We start from the raw sequence: 25111 nt of genomic DNA on the forward strand, positions 1-25111 counted from the left end.
TCACTTATAGTTATGAAGTTTCGATTTTTTTCAATAATTTTGCAGCTCACAAATTTTGAATAGAGTGAATTTAATCGTTGATATTGGCAATACATGCGTCAAACTGGTGTGTTTTGATGATGGTGAAGTTATAGAAGAGAAACGCGTTGATGGCAACGACGTCGAGGCCTTGTCGCGGTTTTGTTCGAAGTATCCGTTTTCAAAAGGTATAGTGTCTTCAGTTTCGTCTGTTTCAGATTCATTTATGGAGAAACTGAAAGGGCTTCCGTTCCGTGTTTTGGAATTTGAAAGTGGCGTGACGCCCGTGCCGGTTTCAATCGGATACAACACTCCGTTGACTTTAGGGACGGATCGTCTCGCTGCCGTCGTAGGGGCGAATGATTGTTCGCCAGGTAAGGATATACTCGTCATTGATATCGGAACCTGCGTCACTTACGACTTAATCAGCTCGTCAGCAGAATATTTGGGCGGGAACATCTCGCCAGGACCTACGATGCGCTTGAAGGCGTTACACGAATACACCTCACGACTCCCTTTGGTGGAAAGAAGGGGAGAGGCTCCTCTGGTAGGTTATTCTACGGAAACTGCGATAAGAAGTGGTGTTTTGCATGGCATAGAGTATGAGATAAATGGCTATATCCATAGGTTTTTGACTAAATATCCACACCTTTTTGTATATTTAACAGGTGGTGTACAATTAGATTTGCATTTCTCGGAAAAAATCACCATCTTTGCAGACAGATTCATAGTCCCGAAAGGACTTAACCGAATATTAGAATATAATGATGAAATCAACAAATAGGGTATTTTGCGCTTTTGCAGCGCTTGCATTTTCTATAGGTATATATGCTCAGAGTGGCACAAACTCTCCTTACAGCCAATATGGATTGGGAGTGTTGAGCGACCAGACAAGCGGCTTCAACCGAGGAATGAATGGGGTGGGGCTTGGCTTCAGAGAGCACAACCAAGTGAACTTCATAAATCCGGCGTCTTATTCTGCAGTTGACTCCCTTTCTTTTATCTTCGATGTGGGATTCTCCGGCCAGATCACCAACTTCAATGAAAGCGGCAAGAAAATCAATGCCAAGAATGCAGACTTCGAATATGCTGTAGCGGCGTTCAGAGTTGCAAAAGGTTTCGGTGTGAGTTTCGGTATCCTGCCATATACCAACGTGGGATATAACTATACCTCTTCAACACCAGGAAGCAATGTCCTCTCGACCACATATTCAAATTCATATTACGGAGAAGGAGGCTTGCATCAGGTGTATGTGGGCTTAGGCTATCAGTTGTTCAAAGGATTCTCCCTGGGAGCCAATGTCTCATATCTGTGGGGCCGCTACGACAAGACCGTGACGAATTCATACAGCGACTCCTATGCTAAGACAATCCAGAAAGTGTATTCCGCTTCGGTGACAAACTACAAGCTGGATTTCGGTGTCCAATACGCATTCGCCGTGGACAAGAAAAACGAGTTCACCCTTGGAGCTACATACTCTCCCGGGCATGATATTGGAGGAAACCCTTCATGCGTGGTTACTTCGACAAATCCAACGACGTCAACTCCGGAAACGGCACCGTATTCCTTGAAAGAAGGTCTCAAGATACCTACCACAGTTGGCGCAGGCTTGGCGTGGAACAATGCCAACCGCATCAAGTTGGGAGTGGATTACAGCTTCCAGAAATGGAGCGGAATAGGTTTCCCTGTTTATGTCGTGAACAATCAGGTTCCGGCTTATGTGATGAACAACGACTATTATAGCGACCGTCATAAAATCAATGTGGGCGGCGATTTCTGCGGTGATGAAAACAACCGCAGCTTCTTGAAACGTCTGCATTTCCGTGCTGGTGCTTCATACGCTACACCATATTATAAAATAAACGGACAAGACGGCCCGAGCGAGATCAGTGTGAGCGCCGGTTTGGGAATTCCTATCATGAACAGCTATAACAATCGTTCCATGCTCAACATTTCCGGACAGTGGGTACGCACTTCTGCAAAGAACTTCATAAAAGAGAATACATTCAGAATCAACATTGGACTGACATTCAATGAGCGTTGGTTCATGAAGTGGAAAGTGGATTGATGATGAAGACACCTTTCTTCTTATTGGCAGTTTCATTGTTTTTGGCCGTTTCCTGCTCTCAGGAGAAGGAACATACCGCACCGGCAATAAATCCCAAGGATTCCGTTTCGCTGATGACATCCTTCGGAGTCAATACCCTCATATCCGATTCTGGGGTCATGAAGTATAGAATCGTGACGGAGAAATGGGAAGTCAATGAAGTGCGGAATCCGTCAAGATGGATGTTTGAACGGGGTCTGTTCCTGGAACAGTTTGACGAGAGATTCCATGTCCAGGCCTATATACAATGTGATACTGCCTATTACTATGACAAAAACAAGGTGTGGGAGCTCAGAGGCCGGGTCCGTATCCGCACTTTGGATGGCGTGAGGTTCTCCAGCGAGGAGTTGTTCTGGGATCAGAACCGCCATGAACTCTACAGCAACAAGTTCTCCCGCGTGGTCTCACCGGACAGAGAGCTGCAGGGCGCATATTTCAGAAGCGACGAAAGAATGACACATTATTTCATCAGCAACACCAAGGGCTCGTTCCTCAAAGGCAACGTGTTCAATAGTGAGAGCGACACTATCGTAAACGCTCCTGATACGACAAAGCAAAAACTGAGATTGCCAGTTACGCCTGCAGCAAGGAAAAACATTTAAATTATCTCTATGGAAGAAGTATCTATATCTTTGGTGGTTGGTATTTTCATAACATTGCTTCTGTCTGCGTTCTTTTCCGGTATGGAAATCGCCTTCGTGTCGAGCAACAGGATGCTTGCCGAGATGGACAAAGGCTCATCTAAACTGACCCGAAGACTTCAGACGTTCTTTTACAAGAACCCCAATGACTTCGTGAGCACGATGCTTGTGGGCAACAATATCGTGCTGGTCGTATATGGAATCTTTGTGGCAAGACTGCTTGACAACACAATCTTCAAAGGACTTGACCCGGCTATTTCAGTTACGGCAGACACTATTCTGTCTACACTGGTAGTGCTCTTCACAGGAGAGTTCCTGCCCAAAACTTTGTTCAAAAGCAACCCCAACAAGTTCTTTTCGTTCTTTGTCTTTCCGGCATACCTGTTCTATCTGCTGCTATGGCCGGTTTCCCGTTTTTCCACTTTACTGTCCAAAATCCTGCTTAAAATAAGCGGAGTGAAGGTGGACAAGGACAATGATGACGGGGAGTTCTCAAAAGTAGACCTGGATTACCTCGTGCAGTCGAGCATTGACAACGCTTCCGACAACTCTCAGATTGATGATGAAGTCAGGATATTCCAGAATGCATTGGATTTCTCCGACACCAAAGTAAGGGACTGCATGGTGCCCCGCACCGAGATATGTGCAGTAGAAAAGTCTTCGTCGCTTTCAGATTTGAAAAACATATTTATAGAGAGCGGGAAATCCAAAATCCTGGTATACGATAACGACATCGACCATATCATAGGCTATATACATTCATTGGAATTATTCCGGAATCCAAATGACTGGCACAATCATATCAGAACAATGCCATTCGTTCCTGAAACCATGTCTGCCAGAAAGATGATGCAGACCTTCCTTCAGCAGAAGAAAAGCCTCGGCGTAGTCGTCGACGAGTTCGGAGGAACGAGCGGAATCATATCCCTCGAAGATATCGTAGAAGAGATATTCGGCGACATTGAAGACGAGCACGACAATTCAAATTATATAGCGCAGAAGAATCCGGACGGATCATACCTCCTTTCAGCAAGACTGGAGATAGACAAGGTGAACGACTTGTTTTCTCTCGATATTCCCGAAAGTGAGGATTATATGACCATTGGCGGCTTCATACTCCACGAATATGAAAACTTCCCCAAGTTGAATGAAGTAGTCAGAATAGGACGCTTTGAGTTCAAGATTATAAAGAATACCATGACCAAAATAGAGCTGGTACGCCTAAAAGTTATTGATTAGTCAATATTTTTGGCGCAAAATTTATTTTTGTCTTATCTTTTTTGTAATTTTGTGCGCTAAAGTGGAAATATAACATTTTCAGAACATAAAAATAATAATTAAATAAAACAAATTAATGGCAGCATTAGGAAAAATTAGAAGCCATGGCGCAATATTGGTCGGAGTTATCGGTGCCGCGCTATTGGCGTTTATCGCTGAAGAAGCTTTCCGTTCGTGTGACTCTCATAAGAATGAGAGCCGACAGCAAATCGGCGAAGTGTTAGGCGAAAAAGTCAGCATGCAGGAGTATCAGAAGCTTGTTGATGAGTTTACAAATGTATTGAAGATTACTCAAGGTCGAGACAACCTTACTGACGACGAGTTGAATCAGGTGAAGGATCAGGTTTGGCAGACATACGTGCAGAACCGCATCATCGAAGAAGAGGCCAAGAAGCTGGGGCTCACCGTAACGGACAAGGAGCTTCAGAACGTTCTCGCCGCAGGTACAAACCCAATGCTTTTGCAGACTCCTTTCGTGAACCAGCAGACAGGACGCTTCGACGCCAACATGCTGAAGAAGTTCTTGACAGAATACAAGTCGGCAAAGACCACAAATCCTCAGATGGCTGAGCAGTATCAGAGCATCTATAATTTCTGGACATTCGTAGAGAAGAGCTTGAGACAGCAGATTCTTGCAAGCAAGTACCAGTCGCTTTTCGCCAACTGCTTCTTGTCAAATCCGGTATCAGCAAAGATGGCTTTCAAGGAAGATACAGAGGAGAGCAATATCCAGCTCGCTGCATTCCCATACGCCGACATCAACGATAACACCATCAAGGTTACTGATGAAGAGCTCAAGGCTAAGTATGAAGAACTGAAGCCAAGATTCAAGCAGTTCGTTGAGACACGCGACATCAAATACGTCGATGTAAAGGTAGTTGCCTCAAATGCAGACAAGGCAGAGCTGAACAAGGAATTCAAAGCCTATGAAACTGAAATCAGAGGCGTGGAAGACCCAACACAGTTCATGCACAAGACCGCTTCTTTGGTAAACTATTTGGGTATTCCTCAGACAAAGGCAGCCTTCCCATCCGACATTGCCGCAAGACTTGATTCCATGGCAGTCGGTTCAACCACAGGAGTAGTGGAGAACAAGCAGGACAACACTCTCAACATCATTCGACTGTTGTCAAAGTCTGAGTTGCCAGACTCTGTCCAGTTCCGTGCAATTCAGGTAGTAGGAGCAACTCCGGATGCCGTAAAGAAGAGTGCTGACAGCATTTACACCGCACTTGAGAACGGAGGTGATTTCGAGGCTATTGCCAAGAAATATAACCAGACTGGTGAGAAGCAATGGATAACTTCAGCACAGTATCAGAATGCGCCTTCTATGGATGCAGATACAAAGAACTACATTAACACCCTCAACACTCTTGGAGTGAATGCAATCAAGAACATATCATTGCAGCAGGGCAGTTTGATCGTTCAGGTTACAGACCGCAAGGCAATGACTTCTAAGTATGTTGCCGCTGTAATCAAGAAGGAGATCAAGTTCTCTAAGAATACATACAGCACAGCATTCAACAAGTTCAGCCAGTTCGTCAGCGAAAGTCAGACACTTCAGGCTCTCGAGAAGAATGCCGGTAAGTATGGATACCAGTTGCAGGAGCGCAACGATGTTTCTACACAGGAACATTTCGTCGCTGGCATCCATGGAACCCGTGATGCAATGAAATGGCTGTTTGATTCAGAAGACGGAAAGATTTCTCCATTATATGAGTGTGGAGACAATGACCACCTGTTGGTATTGGCTCTGACAAAGACTCACGAGAAGGGTTATCGTTCATTCGATGACAGCAAGGTGAAGGAATATCTGAAGCAGGAAGTCCTCAGAGACAAGAAGGCTGAGCAGATCATCGCCAAGGTGAAAGGAGTGAACAGCATTGCTGCTGCAAAGGCAAAGGGTGCCAAGATTGCAGAACTCAATCAGGTGACATTTGCTTCTCCAGCATTCGTAACTCTTACAGGTTCGAGCGAACCGGCATTGAGCGGAGCTGTTGCAGCTACAGCAAAGGGTAAGTTTGTCAACCACGCAGTAAAAGGACAGGCTGGTGTTTATCTCTTCCAGGTTATAAGCAAGAGCAACCGCCCAGGCAAGTTCAATGAGAAAGAGTATGAGCAGCGTCTCAAGCAGAAGGCAATGCAATATGCTGGAAATTTCATGCAGGAGCTTTATTTCAAGGCTAATGTAGTAGACAACAGATACTTGTTCTTCTAAATAAAAGATATAAATCCGATAAAAATGGCATACGATATTGTTTCGTATGCCATTTTTTTTCGCTTAAAGTCTTTTCATATGAAGTTTTTTTGTAATTTTGTAGGGTAATCTTACTTTAGAATATCGATAACTATTATATAATCTTTAAAACAAATACTTATGGTGACATTTTCTCCTAAGGATTTAGAGCAAATCTCAGAAAAAGGAATTACCCAGTCCAAGATCGAAAGACAATTGGACGAGTTTAAGACAGGTTTCCCATATCTTAAGTTGGAAGCTGCAGCAAGTGTAGGCAAAGGAATAAAGTCAATTGCTGCTGGTGACATCTCCAAATATATTGATTTGTGGAATCAATACAAGATGGGAGACAAGAAGATACTGAAGTTCGTACCTGCAAGTGGAGCTGCAAGCAGGATGTTCAAGAATCTTTTCGCCTTTCTTAGTGCCGAATATGACGCTCCGGAAACAGATTTCGAGAAAGCTTTCTTCAGCAATATTGAGAAATTCGCTTTCTATAACGTCTTAGATAAAGTTTGTAAAGAGAAAGAGAATTGCAGTATTCATGAGTTGATGGAGAAAGGCTGCTACAAGACTGTGGTTGATTACCTGCTGAATGACAAGGGGCTCGGTTACGGTCAGTTGCCGAAAGGATTGCTGCTCTTCCACAAATATGGCGGCACTCAGAGAACTCCGTTGGAAGAACATCTCGTTGAAGGTGCACTTTACGCCAACTGTAATGGTGTGGTACATCTACATTATACGGTAAGTCCAGAACACAAGAACTTGTTTGAAGACTGCGTCAATCATGTAAAAGGTGAATACGAATCGAAGTTCAATGTCAGATATTGTGTTTCTTTCTCCGTTCAGAAACCCTCTACAGATACCATTGCGGTAAATCCTGACAACACTCCATTCCGTAATGCCGACGGTAGTCTGCTTTTCCGTCCTGGTGGTCACGGTGCATTGATCGAGAATCTTAATGATGTTGATGCAGATATTGTTTTCATCAAGAACATAGACAATGTAGTCCTCGATAAGTTCAAGGAAGATACCGTTACATACAAACAGTTACTTGCAGGAGTGCTCGTATCTCTTCAGACAAAGGCGTTTGAGTATCTTAGACTTCTTGAGAGCGGACAATTTGATGATGACACGTTGAAAGAAATTGTAAGGTTCCTCGAGCAAGAACTATGTTGCCATAAACCAGGAATAAACGACTTGAAAGGCGCAGAACTTGTGGCATATCTCAAGAAGAAACTTAATCGTCCGATGCGTGTTTGTGGAGTGGTGAAGAATGTTGGCGAACCAGGTGGTGGTCCTTTCCTTGCTTATAATAGTGATGGTACCGTCAGCCTGCAGATACTCGAGAGCAGCCAGATAGACAAAGATAATTCTGACTATACGAAGATGTTCACAGAGGGTACGCATTTCAATCCTGTTGATTTGGTTTGTGCGACAAAGGATTACAATGGGGATAAATTTAATTTGCCTGATTTCGTTGACCGTTCCACAGGTTTTATCAGCAGCAAAAGCAAGAACGGAAAGGAACTTAAAGCATTGGAACTACCGGGATTGTGGAATGGTGCAATGAGTGATTGGAATACTGTATTTGTTGAAGTACCTCTGTCAACATTCAATCCTGTGAAGACGGTAAACGATCTGTTGCGTGAGCAGCATCAGGGATAATAATCCGAAAAATACAATACTGTTTTTACAATGAAACCAATAATGGTGTGTCGCGATACGATATCTCAGACACACCATTATTATTAAGGGGATGCATCAGAAATGTGATGCATCCCCTTATCTGATCATAACGAAAATAGGAGATAAACACCAATGAATTGTGCTTACCTCCTAATCGTTTTCATTTGCTCATTATCCAAGCCATTTCACATAGCAGAAATCCTGTCTGTGTGGAAGGTTTTCATTCTTTGGATACATTCTGACACCGGTCTTGAAAGAGCCGGCTTCGTCAGCTTCTATCGTTGCTTCGAAGATATAGTTGTTGCCGTCCTTGCCAATTATGTTGAAAGGATGCTTGTTAACAACATATTCCTCTCCGTTCTTGTTTGTCTTTACAACAACGACCTCCAATCCGACAGCGTCATTAAGGCCCTGCTCATCAATGACATATCTTACTTTATATGTCTCGCCGGTAACCATTCCTGTTGATGGGATGTCGGTTTCTTTTGAAACTACATTGATAGAATCCCATCGCTCGGCCACGGTTTCCTTCCACTGGGCAATCTCTTTGGCGAGACTGTAGTTGTTGCTTTCAAGCTTGTGGAAACGCTCTGCCTCCTTGCAGTAGAACTTGTCGTAATAGTCGTCAAGCTGTCTCTTCATTGTGTAATGAGGAGCAATCTGAGCGATAGAGTTCTTGATTACTTTTATCCAGCCTTCGCTGTAGTTCTTCTCTCCCTTGTTGTAGTACAGAGGAATGATTTCGTTCTCAAGAAGACCATATATAGTGGCAGCATCGAGCTGATCCTGATAGCCTTGGTTCTTGTATGTGCGCTTCTCTGTGAGAGCCCATCCTGCACCTTCTCTGTAGCCTTCAAGCCACCAGCCGTCGAGGACGGAAAGGTTTACGACTCCGTTCATCTCTGCTTTCTCTCCAGAGGTGCCAGATGCCTCAAGTGGTCTGGTTGGAGTATTCATCCAGATGTCAACACCGGATACGAGTCGTCTAGCCAGACGCATGTCGTAGTCTTCGAGGAAAATGATTTTGCCCAAGAACTCTGGGCGCTGCGAAATCTCGTAGATTTTCTTGATAAGTCCCTGTCCTGCACCATCTGCCGGATGAGCTTTACCAGAGAACAGGAATTGTACCGGGTGCTCAGGGTCGTTGACAATCTTTGAAAGGCGGTCAAGATCTGTGAACAACAAGTGTGCTCGTTTGTAAGTGGCGAAACGGCGACAGAATCCTATCATCAGAGCATTAGGGTTGATTTTCTCCAGAAGTGATACCACTCTTGATGGGTCACCCTGGTTCTTCAGCCACGTTTCACGGAACTTCGAACGGATATAGTCTGTAAGCTTCTTCTTCAAAGCCATGCGGGTACCCCAGATCACATCATCCGGCACGTTGTAGATATTTTGCCAGATTTTCTCGTTGCTCTGGTCGCTCATGAATGTCTCGTCGAAGTACTGGGCATAAAGCTTGCGCCATTCTGTAGCTGCCCATGTAGGGAAGTGTACACCATTTGTAACGTATCCCACATGATTCTCTTCCGGATAGTATCCGTTCCAGATGTTGTTGAACATCTTCTGGCTTACCCATCCGTGCAGTTTGCTCACACCGTTCACTTCCTGACATGTGTTGCATGCAAACACAGACATACAGAATCTCTCGCTGTGATCATCAGGGTTGTTGCGTCCCATACCGATGAACTCATCCCATGTTATGCCGAGCTGCTGAGGATAGCCGCCCATATATTTTCCGAAGAGAGCCTCGTCGAAATAGTCGTGTCCTGCCGGTACTGGTGTGTGAACAGTATAAAGAGAAGAAGCTCTTACGAGTTCCATGGCCTGGTTGAATGTCAGTCCTTCTTTCACGTAGTCGCAAAGGCGCTGCAGGTTACAGAGGGCAGCGTGGCCTTCATTGCAATGGTAGATGTCCTTCTTGATGCCAAGTTTCTTCAGCAAAAGGATACCACCCATACCCAGGAGAATCTCCTGCTTCAGTCTGTTCTCCCAATCGCCACCATAGAGTGAGTGGGTGATAGGGCGGTCGAATTCAGAATTCAGCTCATTGTCTGTATCAAGGAGATACAAAGGCACGCGGCCTACGTTTACTCTCCATACATAGGCGTGAACGTTGTAATTCATATAAGGCACATCAATTACCAACGGTTCTCCGTTTTCGTCGAGCTGACGTACGATAGGCAGAGAATTGAAGTTCTGTGCGTCATAATTTGCAATCTGCTGTCCGTCCATGCTCAACGACTGCTTGAAGTATCCGTATCTGTAGAGGAAGCCAACACCACACATGTTGACGTTGCTGTCGGAAGCCTCTTTCATATAGTCACCGGCAAGCATTCCCAAACCGCCAGAGTAGATTTTCAGTACCTGGTTGATACCGAATTCCATGCAGAAATATGCAACTGACGGACGTTTGCTGTCTGGTTTTACGTTCATATATTTGTGGAACAACGCATAAACGTCCTTCACACGCTTCATCAGAGCCTTGTCTTTCACAATCTCTTCTTTCCTCTCGTAGCTCAACTGCTCAAGAAGCAATACAGGATTGTGTCCAACTTCTTCATAAAGTTCTTCATCAAGGCTTCTCCACAAGTCGCGTGCCTCGTAGTTCCATGCCCACCACATGTTATGAGCCAACTCGTCCAGGCATTTCAGTTGCTCAGGGAGTTTTGATTTCACTGTCACCTCTTTCCACTGGGGAGCATTGACATGATCTGCTTTAATTTTCATTTTAGTTAATATTAGGTTCTAATCTGTTTATTTAATTCAAATTATTTTTCCTTTGTTCTGCTTTATTGAGTGCGAAGTCATACGCGATATAATAATTCTCTATGAATTCCTTCCAAAGAGCCTTCTTGGAAAGTTTGTATGCGTTTGACCTTGCTTTATTTACTTCTGCCGGAGTGAAATTAGAGAATTTGATTATAGTTTCCTTTATGCGGTCTGCTACTTCAGAGTAGTTGTAGTCAGTTCTGTGTACTACTTTCACACCATCTTCAATCTCGCAGTATCTGCCTTTTTCTGCATTAGCCCAAAGTCCGAAGCCTGCAAGATCTGTTGTTATGCATGGCACTTTGAATGCTATGGCCTCAAGAGGGGTATATCCCCATGGCTCATAGTAGGATGGATAGATACACAAGTCGTTTCCGAGGATGATGTCATAGTATGGAATGTTCAATATTCCGTCATTGCCGTCTAAATAGCATGGCAAGAAGATAAGCTTCACTTTATCTTCATTTCTGTTCTGCATATCGAGATATTTCAGCATTCCCAACACATTGTCGTGGCTCATGTTGTGTAGCCAATGGGTAATCATAGGCACATCCAGCGGTGTGTCATATTTCTTTCCCGATTCCAACCGTTCTATCAAGTCTTGTCTTGGTTCTCCACACCACCCCGGAACTTCTATGAAGGCAACAACGGTTTTCTTCATGCCGTTGTCTCTCAGAAGCCTGTTCAATGCTTCTATATAAACGTCAACGCCTTTGTTCCTGAATTCATATCTTCCGCTTGTCGATACAATCAGCGTATCGTCGTCAAGTTGAGTGCCGAGTAGGGCGTTTGCTACCTGTAGGGCTTTCTTGCGTGCTGCAGCCCGTTTCTTTGTGAAAATTGCCCCTTTGGGTATGAAGTCGTCTTCGAAGCCGTTAGGCAGTATGACATCCGCGGGCTTGTCGAGAAGTTCTTCGCATTCCTTGCCGGTTATCTCGCTTACTGTTGTAAAGCAGTCTACGTTGTGTGCCGTCTGCTTCTCTATGGAATGCTTGCTCTGAACGTTCAGTTCTTCTGCCATCTGGTCTCCATTATAGGCAAAGAGATAATCGTAAAGTGGTTTGTTGTTTCCTGCGATGCTTCTTCCGATGCTCGTGGCATGTGTAGTGAATATGGTTGCTATCTGCGGCAGATGCTTCTTTATGTATAGCAGTCCCAATCCTGTCATCCACTCGTTTCCGTGGTATATTACCTTGTCTTTCTTTCCGAGATATTTGTTGTAGAAGCTTTCCACCACCTTTGCCGCGGCATATGAGAACATAGAAGCTTCATCATAGTCGCCATATGCATGAAGGCTGTCCACTTTGAAATCTTCCCAAAGTTGTGTATAAATGGTGTTCTTGTCTTTGTAGTATTTGTTGAAATCCACCAGAATGGCTATTGGATTTCCCGGGATTGTCCATCTTCCCGTTCTGATTCTGAGACCGTCTTTTTCTGCTTCATTTCTCCAATCTGGAAACAGCGAAAGGTCTTCTTTGAAATAAGGACATGTTTTTTCTTGCCAACAATCAGGACCGATGAAAATGATTCTGTCCTTGAATTTCTTTTGTAGAGTATTGGCTCTTGTCGATAATACGGCATATATACCGCCAACTTTGTTGCATACTTCCCAGCTTGACTCAAAAATGTAGTCAGGGATTGTTTGGTTTGTATTCATACTCAAATTGCAATTGTATTCTCTGCAAAGATAGCATGAAGGTGCCAAAACTACAATTTTTATTGTTTCCTAATTTGTAATTTGTGTGTCTTTATTGATTTGTGATAATTCTTTATTCATATTATCTGTTCTGAATGCTTCATATTCGTGTGTTCGGAACAGATGACATGAATATCATACCGGTTTTTTCCAAAATGCATTTGTAATGTCTTTGAGTTCAAAATCATTGTCGATTTTGTAAAGCCGCTGGTTGGTTGTCTTCTCTTTCAGCCCGCCGAGATGCTTCAGGTATGGACCTATCTTAATATAGTCGAAATGGCGGTTTTCTATTTGGCTTGAGATTCTTGTCCTTCCGCTATACCAACCTACATGAAGGTCGTGGGGGTTCTTTTTGATATATCTTGCCAATGAGTTGATGCGTGACGGCTCGGAGTCGCCACCCATCAGGCAGATGCATGTTATGTCGCTTCCGTATTCTTTCACGAAACCGTCTATGGCTTTTTCGTCGAGTGGAGTGCCTGTGTCTGTCCACAGATAGTTGCTGTGGCAGCCAGGGCAATGGCAGGGGCAGTTGGAAATGTTTATCGAGAGAGTTACTTCATCGGGGATTTCCTGGAACACAATTCCGCAGTTGACGTATTTCAGCATTGTTTGTTTTGTTAGATAAGATTTCACTTTATATCGCATCAATCCTGCAAGCGTCTTTGATATTGCTTGCAGAATTGATGCTGACGTTATGGTTTGTCGGTGAATAATATTCTTTAGTCCTCCTTGCTGAGAGCGTTTTTGCCGGCATAGAATCTTCTGCCTGCCTCTTCCTGTCTTGCGGCAGAGAAATTGCTGACGCGCTTGAGGTAGCCGATGATTCTTGTCATGTAGTCCACGTTCTTGCTATGGCAATGTGGGCACTCCTTGAGATAGCGCTTGTCTATGTATCCGCAGTCGTTGCAGATGGTGTTCGGGATGTTGAACGTGAAGTAGTTGCATCCTTCTTTGGCAGCAACGCGCAGTAGCTGTCTGTATTGGGCTTTTGAGAGATGCTCGTCCAGGTTCATGTGTAGTGCAGAACCGCCTGTAAGGTGTTCTATATATGGGGCTCCATGCATCTTGAACTTGTCGATTATGTTCAGCGATTCGTCTTCCACGATGTAGAAATAGCTGTTGTAGCAGTCGCGTGGCACGAAGTATCCGTCTTCGCGGTCCCATTTGGCGTGTTTCACTCCTACGTTTTCTGCTGGAATCATTTCGCAATTGAAGAGCACATCCTTGGTGCGATACTTTTTGTTGTATTCTTCCACGATTCCAAGCACACCCTGCACAAAGCTCAGATAGTCTGGATTGTCTGTGATCTGCAGTCCGAGGAATTCAGCTGCTTCTACGAGTCCGTTGACTCCGATAGTGAGATACTGTCTGCTCATATTTATGTATCCGGCATCAAAGAGTGGGAGCATTCCGTGCTTTTGGAATTCTTTGAGATTCTCGTTGTATGCCAATTGCACTTTATGTGTCAGGTCAACTATTTCGGCAAGATATTCCTTGTAGTCAATTTTGTGGTTCACAGCGTATTGGATACATCTGTTCAAGTTTATCGTCAGTACGCTTTTAGAACCGGTAGACACTCCTCCTGCTCCAAGCGTGTAGCTGAAACCGTTGTCCTGGATCTCATTTCTCAGTCGGCAGCAAGAGCTTAGCGAGTCTGCATTGTCGCTCATATATGTGAAGAATGAGTGGCCTTCAGAATACATTTCTGCCGTGAAGTCTCCCCATTCCTTGTCGAGCACGTCCTTGCCGTCGGAAAGAAGAGCCATTGTCTCTACAGGGAATGTGAGTACGGTTTTGGTTCTTTCCTTGTTGAACCATTTCATGAATCGTTTCTGCAGCCAGCTTAGTCCGTTCCAGTCAGGTCTGCTTCCGTCTGGGAAGAAGAATTCTCCGAAGAGACTCTCGAAGTATGGTTTGTCATAATATGCTATGTTCCAGAATACAGCCTGATAGTTTCTTGCGCCTGTAGGCTGGTTGATGGAGTATACAATCTGTTCGAAACAGTCGGTGATTATCTTGTCGATGGTGCGCTTTTTTAATGAGAGGTCAACCACTTTGTCCGCTTCCTTCCAGTAGTCTTTCCCGTATTCCAGCCCTATGAAATAGTTCAGGTACATCAGAAATTCCGGTGTTGCGCAGGCTCCGCTCAGCATGCTCGACACCATGAATACCATGTTTACGAATCCGCCGCAGAATGACTTCAGGTTGGTCGGTGCTGTGGAGTTGCCGCCTATGGATGTTGTTCCTCCGATAAGCCATGGGTACATGGTTATGGATGCACAATAGTTTGCCAGGCTCGTTTCGTCGTTCTTGTATATGAAGTGGTGTGTAAGCAGGTCAATATACTTGTCTGAAAGTTCTTTGCCGTACATCTTCTTTATCCTGTCGGTCAGGAGTCTTCTGTTCAGTCGTATGAAACTTGATTTTGGTAGCTCTCCGATGAGTGTCGCGATGTTTTTGTGCTCCACGTTGGCATTGGCGTCATATTTCGATCCTGTTGCGGCATTAGAGGCCTTGCAATACTCCGACAGGAACTTCAGTTTGTCCATTGTCTCGCGGTCTTCGGTGTGTTTCTGTCTGTATAGCATGAAGCTCTTTGACACCTTGTAATAACCTTCCTTCATGAGAGACTCTTCCACCTGGTTCTGGATGTCTTCAACTGTGATTCCTTCATGAATATCAAGATTTGCGATTATTTTGGAAATGCAGCCGAGGTCTGCTGGTTCGTTAACTGAGTTGAACGCTTTGATAATCGCGCTCATTATCTTGTCGAGACTGAATCTTTCTTTGGACCCGTCTCGTTTGGTGATAGTGAAGTTCTTGATTTCCATGATGTTATGTTTGAAATTTTGTTTTATATGATTGTTGTTCTTGTTCCTGTTTATCCATGAATTCTTGTTTCAGCTTTTAAACTTCCGTTTACCTGAAGTTTTCCGTTTTGGATAACTTTTTTATTTTACCTGCTGTAAAAGTTTTCCGTTTTGGATAACTTTTAGATATCGCTCACGTAGAAAGTTTTCCGTTGCTTGTTTTGAATTCAGTGGTGCAAAGATATGAAAAATCGTATAGGCGACAAAGACTTTTCACATAAAAAAACGGGCTCTTGAGTTTTATTTGATGTGGCCGTTTGTACACGTTGCCGTTTATTGTTGACTGTCAACGGCTTAATCGTTTTCTTTTGATTATAGGTTCGTAAATATGCTGTTTATGTTGTGTAAACCAGCCTTTTCTTGTACGTAAATGGCTTGCTTTCGTTTCGTAAACGGCAAGTTGTGCAACCTGTTGGCCCCTATAGAGATTTCTCTCGTGTCGTCTTATGTTGCATTCTTCGTCTGACATGTCGCCACAGTTGTGCCAATGCGGTTGACGGTGTATGGTCTGCCGGATTGAAGAATGATGCCGTGTGTTGGCAATGATTACATCTTGCGTTCCTTTTGTCTTATGCAGATGGTCTGATACATATAATATAATGTGTATACCTCAAAGAGTGTAACGCATATTTTCACCATACCGCTGAAAGTGGATACCCCGAAAAGCAGCGGATAGAAATATGCAGGCAAATCAGGTGCGTCATTGTATGATGAAACTCCGATTGCGGAGTAGTTGTGAGCTGTTGTGAGAATATAGTTTGGCAGACATACGAAAGTCTGGAATATTATGACGCACAATTCCCCAAGGGCAATGGTGGTGAAGATGAATCCCCAGCGTCGGAATCCCGTGGAATAGGATTTCCATAATGACCTGTATAGTTTCCTTTCCGGTTCCATGATATATTGCGTAAACGCAAATGCCAATGGTAGGGAGAATATCAAAAGTATCGGTGACAAGGCGACAGGGACCGACAATGCGTTTAGAAGCGGAATGCTGTCGGGGTTTTTACCCTTCACAATGCAGAAGTATATGCATAGGATGCTCAGCAACAAAAAGACGATGAGGAAACCTGCGCTTACCGGCAGTGTCTTCAATTGTCTGGTGAAGTTCCATCTTAGTCCTCTGCCGTTTATGGTTGCAAACATCTTGCTGCTGATTGTCAGGCAGGTGGCCAATGCCACTATGGCCAGCATGAACAACGAAAGCGGGTGGAAATCAAAGCCGACATACATTACACCGGGCGTCAGATACTCAGTCCATACTCCAATCGCACCCTGCATTAACGCAAGGAACAAGAACAGTTTCCAGTTGGCTTTCGTCAGAGGCCAAATGGTCTTTCGTGTGGTTCTGAAGGCGTCGGATACACAAGAACGGTAACTTCTTCTTTTGAAATCGTTGTATAACTCTTTGTCGTTGTTCATATCGTTTCTTAATGTTTAATTATTGCAAAGGTAATAATAATAACAAAGAATTTGCTTCTTTGTTGTCGACAAAATTCATTATCTTTGCATTATAAAATCAAATTTTGGATTTGTTGGCTGAATATAGTATTTGGCTTTGCATTATTAAGTATAGTTCAGAAATTAGTTCTTATGAAGCATATAAAATGGGGCTTTATCGGATGTGGCGAGGTGGTCGAGAAGAAATCCGGGCCGGCATTCAGTAATATAGAAGGATCGGAAGTGGTTGCCGTAATGTGCAGGACAGCATCAAGGGCGAGGGCTTTCGCATCAGCCCATAATATAAAGAGGTTTTATACTGATGCCCAGGAATTGATCGACGATCCGGAGGTTAATGCCATCTATGTTGCCACTCCTCCTTCGAGCCACGCCACATATGCGATCATGGCCATGCATGCAGGCAAGCCAGTATACGTGGAAAAGCCACTTGCCGCAAGCTACGACGACTGCGCCCGCATCAATAGAGTGAGCGAGCAGACTGGTGTGCCTTGCTATGTGGCATATTATCGCAGGTATCTTCCATATTTCCAGAAGGTGAAAGAACTAGTGAACAGTGGTGAATTAGGCAAGATCGTCAATGTTCAAGTAAGACTATCGAACCCTCCACGCAAATTCGATGCGGAAAAGGGCACAGAACAGCCCTGGCGTATACAGCCGAAGATTTCAGGAGGTGGCTATTTCTATGACATGGCCCCTCATCAGCTTGACCTTCTGCAGGAGTTATTCGGAGTGATAGTGGATGCTGATGGCATATGCTCGAACATGGGCGGCCTGTATGAGGCGGAGGACAGCGTAAGCGCATGCTTCAGATTTGAAAACGGACTGCCGGGAAGCGGCTCGTGGTGCTTTGTCGGTCATGAATCTGCAAAAGAAGACAGAATTGAGATAGTGGGAGAAAACGGCACGTTGAGCTTTTCGGTCTTCGACTACAAGCCCATTTCGCTCATCTCCAGAATGGGAGAGTCTACGATTTCCGTCGTCAATCCTGCTTATGTGCAGGAGCCACTTGTGAAATGTGTAGTCGAAAGCCTTCAGGGAAAGGGCGTCTGTTCTTGTACCAGTGTTTCAGCAACGCCCGTCAATTGGGTGATGGACAGGATTCTGGGTAAATTCTGAACGCTAACGGATTCTTGCGCTTATGAGATTACTGTTTCTGATGATACTTATGTCAATTTCCATTTCGAAGATGAAAGCTTCTTCGGAGTGTGGCGTGCCATTGCATCAAGACTCGTTGAGCCGGACCTGCGACACGGTGCGTAGCGCCAGGAAAACCGACTTCCTCCATTCTGTAGGCAATTTCTTTACGCGTATCTTCCGTGGGTTCAATGATATAGATACGGCTTATATCGAACCGCAGCATTACAATTACACTTTCATGATGCAGAACACGAATACCTATGAGGAATACACACTGAAGAGCAAATCCGGGCAAAGCGTGACGTTCGCTCCTAAACCGACGATAAAGGTCGGTCCGTATATTGGCTGGAGGTGGTTCTTCATCGGTTATACTTTTGACGTGGACAACTTTGCCGGAGGCGGCAACAAGAAGGAGTTTGATTTAAGTCTGTACAGTTCCCTGCTCGGGCTAGACCTTTACTATCGCAAGTCTGGTGACAATTACAGGATAATCTCAACCAACGTGTTTGGTGACAAGGGACGCGAATCGTTCAGGAAAGTGGCATTCAGCGGAATAAACTCAAGCATCAAAGGCTTCGACGTGTATTATATCTTCAACCACAAGAAATTCTCATATCCGGCAGCATTCAGCCAGAGTACATGTCAGAAAAGGAGCTGCGGCTCACCACTTGTGGGAGTAGGATACACATCTCATTCCATATCACTTGATTATGAAGAGCTCGAGAAGGCGCTGCAGACTTACGGCAAGACCCATTTCGGCATGTCGGAGGATGAAGTGGCACTCGACAGCGGATTGATGTTCCGTAATGTGAAATACAGTTCCATTTCCGTTTCCGGAGGATATGCCTACAACTGGGTGTTTATGAAGAATTGTCTCTTCTCGGCGTCTCTGTCGCTTGCAATAGCATATAAAGAGTCAGAGGCCGACCAGTCTTCGGCTGACGACGGAAAGCTTAAGGCGTTTAATTTCAACAACTTCAATCTCGACGGAATCGGTCGCTTCGGAGTGGTGTGGAACAACAAGAAATGGTATGTCGGGGCAAGTTCGGTGTTGCATACATACAATTACAAAAAAAGCCGTTTCTCTTCAAACGGCTACTTCGGTTCGTTCAACATATATGCCGGAGTTAACTTCGGAAAGAAAAGAGAGTATAAATAAAACACAATTGATATTATGAAAAAACTAACATTACTGTTGATGCTGGCTCTCTCCTTCAGCCAATCGGCATTGTCACTGCAATACAGCAAAGCCGACAGTCTGAAAGTAGTCAGACTATTCCTTCAAGCTGATAGTCAGAAGTTCAACAACATCCAAGAGCGCACACTGTTTTTTGCAAGAAAGCTGATAGGAATACCATACGTGGCAAGCACCCTGGAGGTGAACCGGAAGGAGCAGCTTGTAGTAAATCTCAGACAACTCGACTGCACTACATTTGTTGAGAATTCGCTTGCTTTGGCGCTGACCCACCAGTCGGGGAAAAAGACATTCAGGGAATTCTGCAAAAAACTTCAGACGCTGAGATACAGAGGAGGCAAGGACGTGAGCTATATCGGAAGGCTGCATTATTTTACAGAATGGATAGAAGACAACACAAGGCTCGGGATCTGCAAGGAAATACAGTCGCCTAATCCTCCGTTCACAATGATACAGCATGTCAGAGTTGATTACATGTCAAGGCATTCTGATAAATATCCGATGTTGTTCAACAACAGCTTCAATCGCGCAGGAATATCTAAGATGGAGAAAGCCATAAGCGGCAAGAGTTACAGGTATATCCCCAAATCGCAGGTGAAGAACACTAGACTGCTGCGCTCAACTATAAAAAATGGCGATATAATCGCGATAATCACCAACAAGAGCGGACTTGACACTCAGCATATCGGCTTCGCTGTATGGCATAAGGACGGACTGCATCTGCTCAATGCCTCCAGTATACACCACAAGGTGGTAGAAGAGCCGATGCTCCTGTCTGCATATCTGGCAAAGCGAAAGACGATGCCAGGCATCAGAATCATCAGACTGAAAAATTAACCTGTTGTCAGGAACTTATCAAGACCAGGCAAAATGGTATCAATACTGTGAAAAACAGGTTAAACCTGACTAAAATGGGAATATATTTTTCCAATTACAAATAATATTTAGTATTTTTGCAAAATAAACAATGTATTATATATGACACTTGTAATAGTATCAATTCTTATAATAGGTTATGTGCTGATTTCCACAGGATGGATGACCAATGTCAACAGGGCCGCAGTGGCCGTGTTCATGGGAACTGTCGGGTGGGTCTTGTATATCTGTTATGGAACAGATTTCGTGTTGGCACAACATCCTCGTGAATATTCCGATTTCCTTATGGGGGTAGCGCCAAACCCTGAAAACGTGAAGCATTTCATCTCGCAGAACATTTTTCTTGACTATGTTGGCAGGGGAGCGGAGATAGCCTTGTTCCTGTTGGCCACGATGTCGATAGTGGAGATTCTGAACAACAACGGATGCTTTGACTTCCTGACGGAATTGCTTTATACGAGAAGCAGCAAGAAGATGTTGTGGCTTATCTCTATCGTGACCTTTGTCATTTCGGCAAATCTCGACAACTTGACGACAACGACGATGATGCTGGTCATCATTCACAAGATATTGGCAAACAGAAGGCAGAGAATGCTTTATGGCAGCGCGGTGATAATAGCTGCCAACTGTGGCGGCGCCCTGACGGTGATCGGTGATCCGACAGGTCTTGTGTTATGGAATATAGGAGCTGTGGACGCATCTGATTTTTCCATGTATCTCGCCTTGCCGTGTCTAGTGTCAATGGCTTTGCCGGTATGGTGGTTGGGAAGACAGTTGCCGGAGCGTGTCGAAACACAAGGCTTTGCCATTCCTTATCGCGGGGACGACACCAATCTGAACAGATGGCAACGAATGCTCATGCTGTTTCTCGGTATAGGGGGATTATGGTTTATTCCGACATTCCATAATATCACAAAACTGAGTCCGTTCCTCGGGGCATTGTGTGTTCTTTCGCTGTTGTGGGTGGTGAACGAAATATTCAACCGCAGACTCATGGATGTTGACAAGATGATTCAAAGAAGGATTCCTCGCGTGTTGCAGTATGGCGTCATCCAGATGGTGCTCTTTGTACTCGGCATCATGTTTGCCGTCGGTGTCGTAGTGGAAACAGGTGCCGTTTCAACATTGGCCCAATGGATAGACGACAATGTGCATAACGTCTGGATTCTGGGAATCGTTTCAGGATTCTTCGGCTCTGTGTTAGACACTTTTGCCACGTCCATGTCATTTGTTTCATTGCATCCGGTAGTGGATGTGGCAAACCTTGGCTTGTGGGCAGATTCTGATTATGTGGGAGACTTTGTCAGAAATGGTGTCTATTGGAAAATAATAGCATATTGCAGTGCTATGGGAGGTAATATGCTGCTGATAGGATCTGTCAGCGGACTGGCCCTCATGAAGATGGAACGGATACGGCTTGGCTGGTATCTGCGAAACGTAGGCTGGATATGCTTTGTTGCATGGCTGATAGGATTGGCAATAATGTGGGGTACGACATTCATATACTAAAGAACCGTTCTGCACATTCCTTGTATTGAGATAAACTTTTGAAATTTAATAGGTATATATATTTGAGTTATGAAGATTAAGACAATTGGTGTACTTACCTCAGGAGGTGACGCTCCGGGTATGAATGCTGCTATACGTGCCGTGACACGTGCCGGTATCAGCAATGGTTTTAAGATCAAAGGAATATTCCGTGGTTATGATGGCTTGATTAACAACGAGATTAAAGATTTCACGACTGAAAACGTAAGTGGCATAATCAATCGTGGCGGTACAATCCTCCGTACTGCAAGAAGCAGCGAGTTTGAGACCCCGGAAGGCAGGAAGAAAGCATACGAGAATATGCGCAGCAATAACATAGACGCATTGGTCGTAATCGGAGGTAACGGTTCTCTGACAGGTGCCAAAATATTTGCTGAAGAATATGATGTCTGTTGCATAGGACTGCCTGGAACAATCGACAATGACCTGTATGGAACCGATTCCACAATCGGCTACGACACGACACTCAACACAATTGTGGAATGTGTGGATAGAATCCGAGATACCGCCGTTAGCCATGAGCGTATCTTCTTTGTTGAAGTCATGGGGCGCGATGCTGGCTTCCTGGCTCAGAACAGCGCAATCGCAAGTGGGGCAGAGGCAGCCATCATTCCTGAAGACTCAACGGATGTCGACCAGCTGGCACGTTTCATGGAGCGTGGAATCAGAAAGAGCAAGCGTAGCTGCATAGTAATCGTAAGCGAAAGCCCCAAATGCGGAGCTTTGTATTATGCAGACCGCGTGCATAAGGAATTTCCTGACTACAATGTGCGAGTGTCAATACTCGGCCATTTGCAGCGAGGAGGAAGCCCTTCTGCACACGACCGCATCCTTGCCAGCCGCACAGGTGTTGGTGCTATAGAAGCTATCATGCAGGGACAGAGGAATCTTATGGTTGGAGTCAGAAACAACGAGATTGTATATGTCCCCTTCCTTGACGCTATCCGTTCAGACAAACCATTCGACAAGAAACTCATAACAGTATTAGATGAGTTGAGTATATAAACTTGCAGATTTGTTATTGGCATGAATTCGGCATACCCCAAGATTCAATTCTTGAGGTATGCTATAACGAATATTCTTTAAAATCTTAGTTTTAAATGCATTATATCGAAAACGCTAATTTGATAGCGTGATTCGTTTAGGAAAGAAAATGCCTTAAACGTAATAAGAAAACGATATTTAATGCCAAAAATATTGTGAGATTAAAAATATTTGTTATTTTTGCAGACGAGAAAAAGGAAAGGACTTTTTTGAAAACAAATTAGGTACACATATTCTGATGTTAAGCTTCTCTTTATGTGCACTTTCTGGAAACGAAAAACTAATATTTAAAAATATAAAGATATGTCACAAGTAATTGGTCGAATTTCTCAGATTGTCGGACCTGTTATCGATGTATATTTCGATACCAAGGGAGAAGATCCGGAGAAGGTGTTGCCAAAGATTCACGATGCATTGAAAGTAAAGCGTCCGGATGGCAGAGAACTTGTTATCGAAGTTCAACAGCATATCGGTGAAGATACTGTACGCACCGTGGCTATGGACAATACAGATGGCTTGCAGAGAGGATTGGAAGCGATACCGACAGGATCACCTATCCTTATGCCGGCAGGTGAGCAGATTAAAGGAAGAATGATGAATGTAATAGGTCAGCCTATTGATGGTATGAAGACACTTGACATGGACGGAGCCTATCCTATTCATCGCGAACCTCCTAAGTTCGAAAACTTGTCCACCCACAAAGAGATGCTCGCTACGGGAATCAAAGTGATCGACCTTCTTGAACCATATATGAAAGGCGGTAAAATCGGACTCTTCGGTGGAGCAGGAGTTGGAAAGACCGTACTTATCATGGAGCTGATCAATAATATCGCCAAGGGACACAATGGATATTCTGTGTTCGCTGGAGTAGGAGAGCGCACCCGTGAGGGTAATGACCTTATCCGAGACATGCTTGAATCAGGAGTTATCCGTTATGGCGAAAAATTCAAGAAAGCCATGGAAGAAGGCAAATGGGATCTGAGTCTCGTAGACAAGGAGGAACTCAAGAAAAGCCAGGCAACCCTTGTCTACGGTCAGATGAATGAGCCACCTGGCGCACGTGCTTCCGTTGCTCTTTCCGGACTGACAGTAGCCGAGGAATTCCGTGACCATGGAGGTAAGGACGGAGAAGCTGCCGATATTATGTTCTTCATCGACAACATCTTCCGCTTTACACAGGCAGGTTCAGAGGTATCGGCATTGCTGGGACGTATGCCTTCGGCTGTAGGTTATCAGCCAACTCTTGCCAGTGAGATGGGAGCGATGCAGGAACGCATTACCTCTACAAAGAAAGGTTCCATTACTTCTGTCCAGGCTGTTTATGTGCCTGCAGACGACTTGACCGACCCGGCGCCGGCTACAACATTTACTCACCTTGATGCAACGACTGAGTTGAACCGTAAAATTACGGAGTTGGGAATTTACCCGGCTGTTGATCCGTTGGGATCTACTTCCAGAATACTTGATCCGCTGATTGTAGGCAAGGAACATTATGAGTGTGCCCAAAGAGTAAAGCAAATTCTCCAGAAATATAAGGAACTTCAGGATATCATCGCTATTCTTGGTATGGACGAGTTGTCGGATGACGACAAACTTACCGTAAACAGGGCACGCCGCGTTCAGCGTTTCCTCTCACAGCCATTTACCGTAGCCGAGCAGTTTACGGGTATTCCTGGAGTGATGGTTCCTATAGAGGAAACCATAAAGGGCTTCAATATGATTCTCGACGGAAAGGTTGATGACCTGCCAGAGCAGGCATTCCTCAATGTCGGAACCATAGAAGATGCAATAGAGAAGGGTAAGAAACTGCTTGAGGCTGCTAAAGGCTAAAGGCTAAAATGTTGCAATATGGGTTTAGAATTAAAAATCGTCTCTCCCGAGAAAGTGGAGTATGAGGGAAAAGTGGATAGAGTCATAGTGCCCGGCACCGTCGGACTGTTTGAGATTCTTGAAAACCACGCTCCCATCATTTCCACACTTGAGAAAGGACGGGTGATATATCACGATTCAGAAGGGGAACACGAACTCAATGTCTCAATGGGATTCGTGGAAGTACAGAAAAATATCGTCAATATTTGTGTTGAACTTTAACAAGCTAGCATAAAATATGTTGAATAAAAGAAATGTGGAACAGGCCAGTGGGCGTTATTTCGTGCAGGGAATCCTGATTACAGTGTTCCTTTCATTGATAGTCGTGGCATTATACATACAGTTTCCAGAGTGGAACTTGATTGCGCCGATGATAATGACCGACATATTCTCTCTGACAGTCTGCATTGCAGAAGCTTTGGTGTTGCGCATTGTAGCAAAACACGGCACGGAGAATCTGCACAATTTCTTCACCGCAGCTACGGGCTTACGCATGTTTCTCGCATTGTTCACCCTGACTGGGTGCTACCTCGTTGAGGGGCGTGATGCCATGCTGCCTTACTGCGTTGTATTCATGTCGTTCTATTTTGTATTTCTTATTCACCATTCAGTGTTCTTCACTCGTGTATTGAATTCTCACGCCAAGTGTGACAAAGAAAAATAAACATTT

At 44.4% G+C, this 25111-nt stretch carries 19 protein-coding genes; 14 read left to right on the forward strand and 5 right to left on the reverse strand.

The genetic code is table 11. From position 1 onward, the window contains the following. The first annotated feature begins 64 nt into the window (after window positions 1-64). The 6 genes from ST42_RS03655 to ST42_RS03680 all read left to right on the forward strand — a co-directional run bounded on the left by ST42_RS03655 (window position 65) and on the right by ST42_RS03680 (window position 7949). Entirely contained in the window at window positions 65-802 is a 738-nt protein-coding gene (locus ST42_RS03655; protein WP_022316961.1) for a type III pantothenate kinase, read from the forward strand. After that, window positions 786-2087, forward strand: coding sequence for a membrane protein (locus ST42_RS03660; protein ID WP_044072428.1), 1302 nt, complete (start codon window positions 786-788; stop codon window positions 2085-2087). Before ST42_RS03655 ends, ST42_RS03660 begins: the two co-directional genes overlap by 17 nt. A gap of 2 nt (window positions 2088-2089) precedes the next feature. Continuing rightward, window positions 2090-2728 (forward strand): LPS export ABC transporter periplasmic protein LptC, encoded by a 639-nt coding sequence (lptC, locus tag ST42_RS03665; RefSeq protein ID WP_044072429.1) that lies wholly within the window; start codon window positions 2090-2092, stop codon window positions 2726-2728. A gap of 9 nt (window positions 2729-2737) precedes the next feature. Continuing rightward, a complete protein-coding gene (locus ST42_RS03670) occupies window positions 2738-4006 on the forward strand; it encodes a hemolysin family protein (RefSeq protein ID WP_044072357.1) in 1269 nt (422 codons plus the stop codon). 115 nt (window positions 4007-4121) lie between these two features. After that, window positions 4122-6263: a peptidylprolyl isomerase gene (locus ST42_RS03675; RefSeq protein ID WP_044072359.1), complete on the forward strand. Its 2142-nt coding sequence runs from the start codon at window positions 4122-4124 to the stop codon at window positions 6261-6263. 159 nt (window positions 6264-6422) lie between these two features. Further along, complete coding sequence (locus tag ST42_RS03680; RefSeq protein ID WP_044072360.1) at window positions 6423-7949, forward strand: DUF4301 family protein; 1527 nt, start codon at window positions 6423-6425, stop codon at window positions 7947-7949. Window positions 7950-8141: 192 nt separating this feature from the next. Here the strand turns inward: ST42_RS03680 and glgP are convergent, their stop codons facing one another. The 5 genes from glgP to ST42_RS13760 form a co-directional block, all read right to left on the reverse strand. Next, the gene (gene glgP / locus ST42_RS03685) at window positions 8142-10700 is read right to left on the reverse strand and encodes an alpha-glucan family phosphorylase (protein ID WP_044072362.1); all 2559 of its coding nucleotides are present in this window, start codon (window positions 10698-10700) and stop codon (window positions 8142-8144) included. A gap of 31 nt (window positions 10701-10731) precedes the next feature. Then, complete coding sequence (locus ST42_RS03690; RefSeq protein WP_044072364.1) at window positions 10732-12399, reverse strand: glycosyltransferase; 1668 nt, start codon at window positions 12397-12399, stop codon at window positions 10732-10734. A 174-nt stretch (window positions 12400-12573) separates the two neighbouring features. Next, a complete protein-coding gene (gene nrdG / locus ST42_RS03695) occupies window positions 12574-13047 on the reverse strand; it encodes an anaerobic ribonucleoside-triphosphate reductase activating protein (RefSeq protein WP_044072365.1) in 474 nt (157 codons plus the stop codon). 113 nt (window positions 13048-13160) lie between these two features. Continuing rightward, complete coding sequence (gene nrdD / locus ST42_RS03700; protein WP_044072366.1) at window positions 13161-15272, reverse strand: anaerobic ribonucleoside-triphosphate reductase; 2112 nt, start codon at window positions 15270-15272, stop codon at window positions 13161-13163. Between the two features lie 585 nt (window positions 15273-15857). Continuing rightward, window positions 15858-16733, reverse strand: coding sequence for a hypothetical protein (locus tag ST42_RS13760; RefSeq protein WP_044074275.1), 876 nt, complete (start codon window positions 16731-16733; stop codon window positions 15858-15860). 171 nt (window positions 16734-16904) lie between these two features. On the opposite strand from ST42_RS13760, the gene ST42_RS03715 reads away from it, so the two are divergent. The 8 genes from ST42_RS03715 (at window position 16905) to ST42_RS03750 (ending at window position 25105) form a co-directional block, all read left to right on the forward strand. Next, window positions 16905-17888, forward strand: coding sequence for a Gfo/Idh/MocA family protein (locus tag ST42_RS03715; RefSeq protein WP_022316972.1), 984 nt, complete (start codon window positions 16905-16907; stop codon window positions 17886-17888). A gap of 49 nt (window positions 17889-17937) precedes the next feature. Then, a complete protein-coding gene (locus ST42_RS03720; protein ID WP_231556898.1) occupies window positions 17938-19068 on the forward strand; it encodes a DUF4421 domain-containing protein in 1131 nt (376 codons plus the stop codon). Window positions 19069-19083: 15 nt separating this feature from the next. Further along, window positions 19084-19941, forward strand: a complete 858-nt coding sequence (locus ST42_RS03725) for an N-acetylmuramoyl-L-alanine amidase-like domain-containing protein (RefSeq protein WP_042517467.1) — start codon at window positions 19084-19086, stop codon at window positions 19939-19941. Window positions 19942-20082: 141 nt separating this feature from the next. Further along, window positions 20083-21489 (forward strand): SLC13 family permease, encoded by a 1407-nt coding sequence (locus ST42_RS03730; RefSeq protein WP_022316975.1) that lies wholly within the window; start codon window positions 20083-20085, stop codon window positions 21487-21489. A gap of 69 nt (window positions 21490-21558) precedes the next feature. Then, window positions 21559-22533, forward strand: a complete 975-nt coding sequence (gene pfkA / locus ST42_RS03735) for a 6-phosphofructokinase (protein ID WP_022316976.1) — start codon at window positions 21559-21561, stop codon at window positions 22531-22533. 342 nt (window positions 22534-22875) lie between these two features. Next, on the forward strand, window positions 22876-24402 hold the full coding sequence (gene atpD / locus ST42_RS03740) for a F0F1 ATP synthase subunit beta (protein WP_022316977.1): 1527 nt from the start codon (window positions 22876-22878) through the stop codon (window positions 24400-24402). 18 nt (window positions 24403-24420) lie between these two features. After that, complete coding sequence (locus ST42_RS03745) at window positions 24421-24663, forward strand: F0F1 ATP synthase subunit epsilon (protein ID WP_022316978.1); 243 nt, start codon at window positions 24421-24423, stop codon at window positions 24661-24663. Window positions 24664-24679: 16 nt separating this feature from the next. Then, on the forward strand, window positions 24680-25105 hold the full coding sequence (locus ST42_RS03750; RefSeq protein WP_044072375.1) for a hypothetical protein: 426 nt from the start codon (window positions 24680-24682) through the stop codon (window positions 25103-25105). Window positions 25106-25111: the final 6 nt, after the last annotated feature.

Origin of the sequence: Prevotella pectinovora, from assembly GCF_000834015.1 — a bacterium.
Classification (GTDB): Bacteria; Bacteroidota; Bacteroidia; order Bacteroidales; family Bacteroidaceae; genus Prevotella; species Prevotella pectinovora.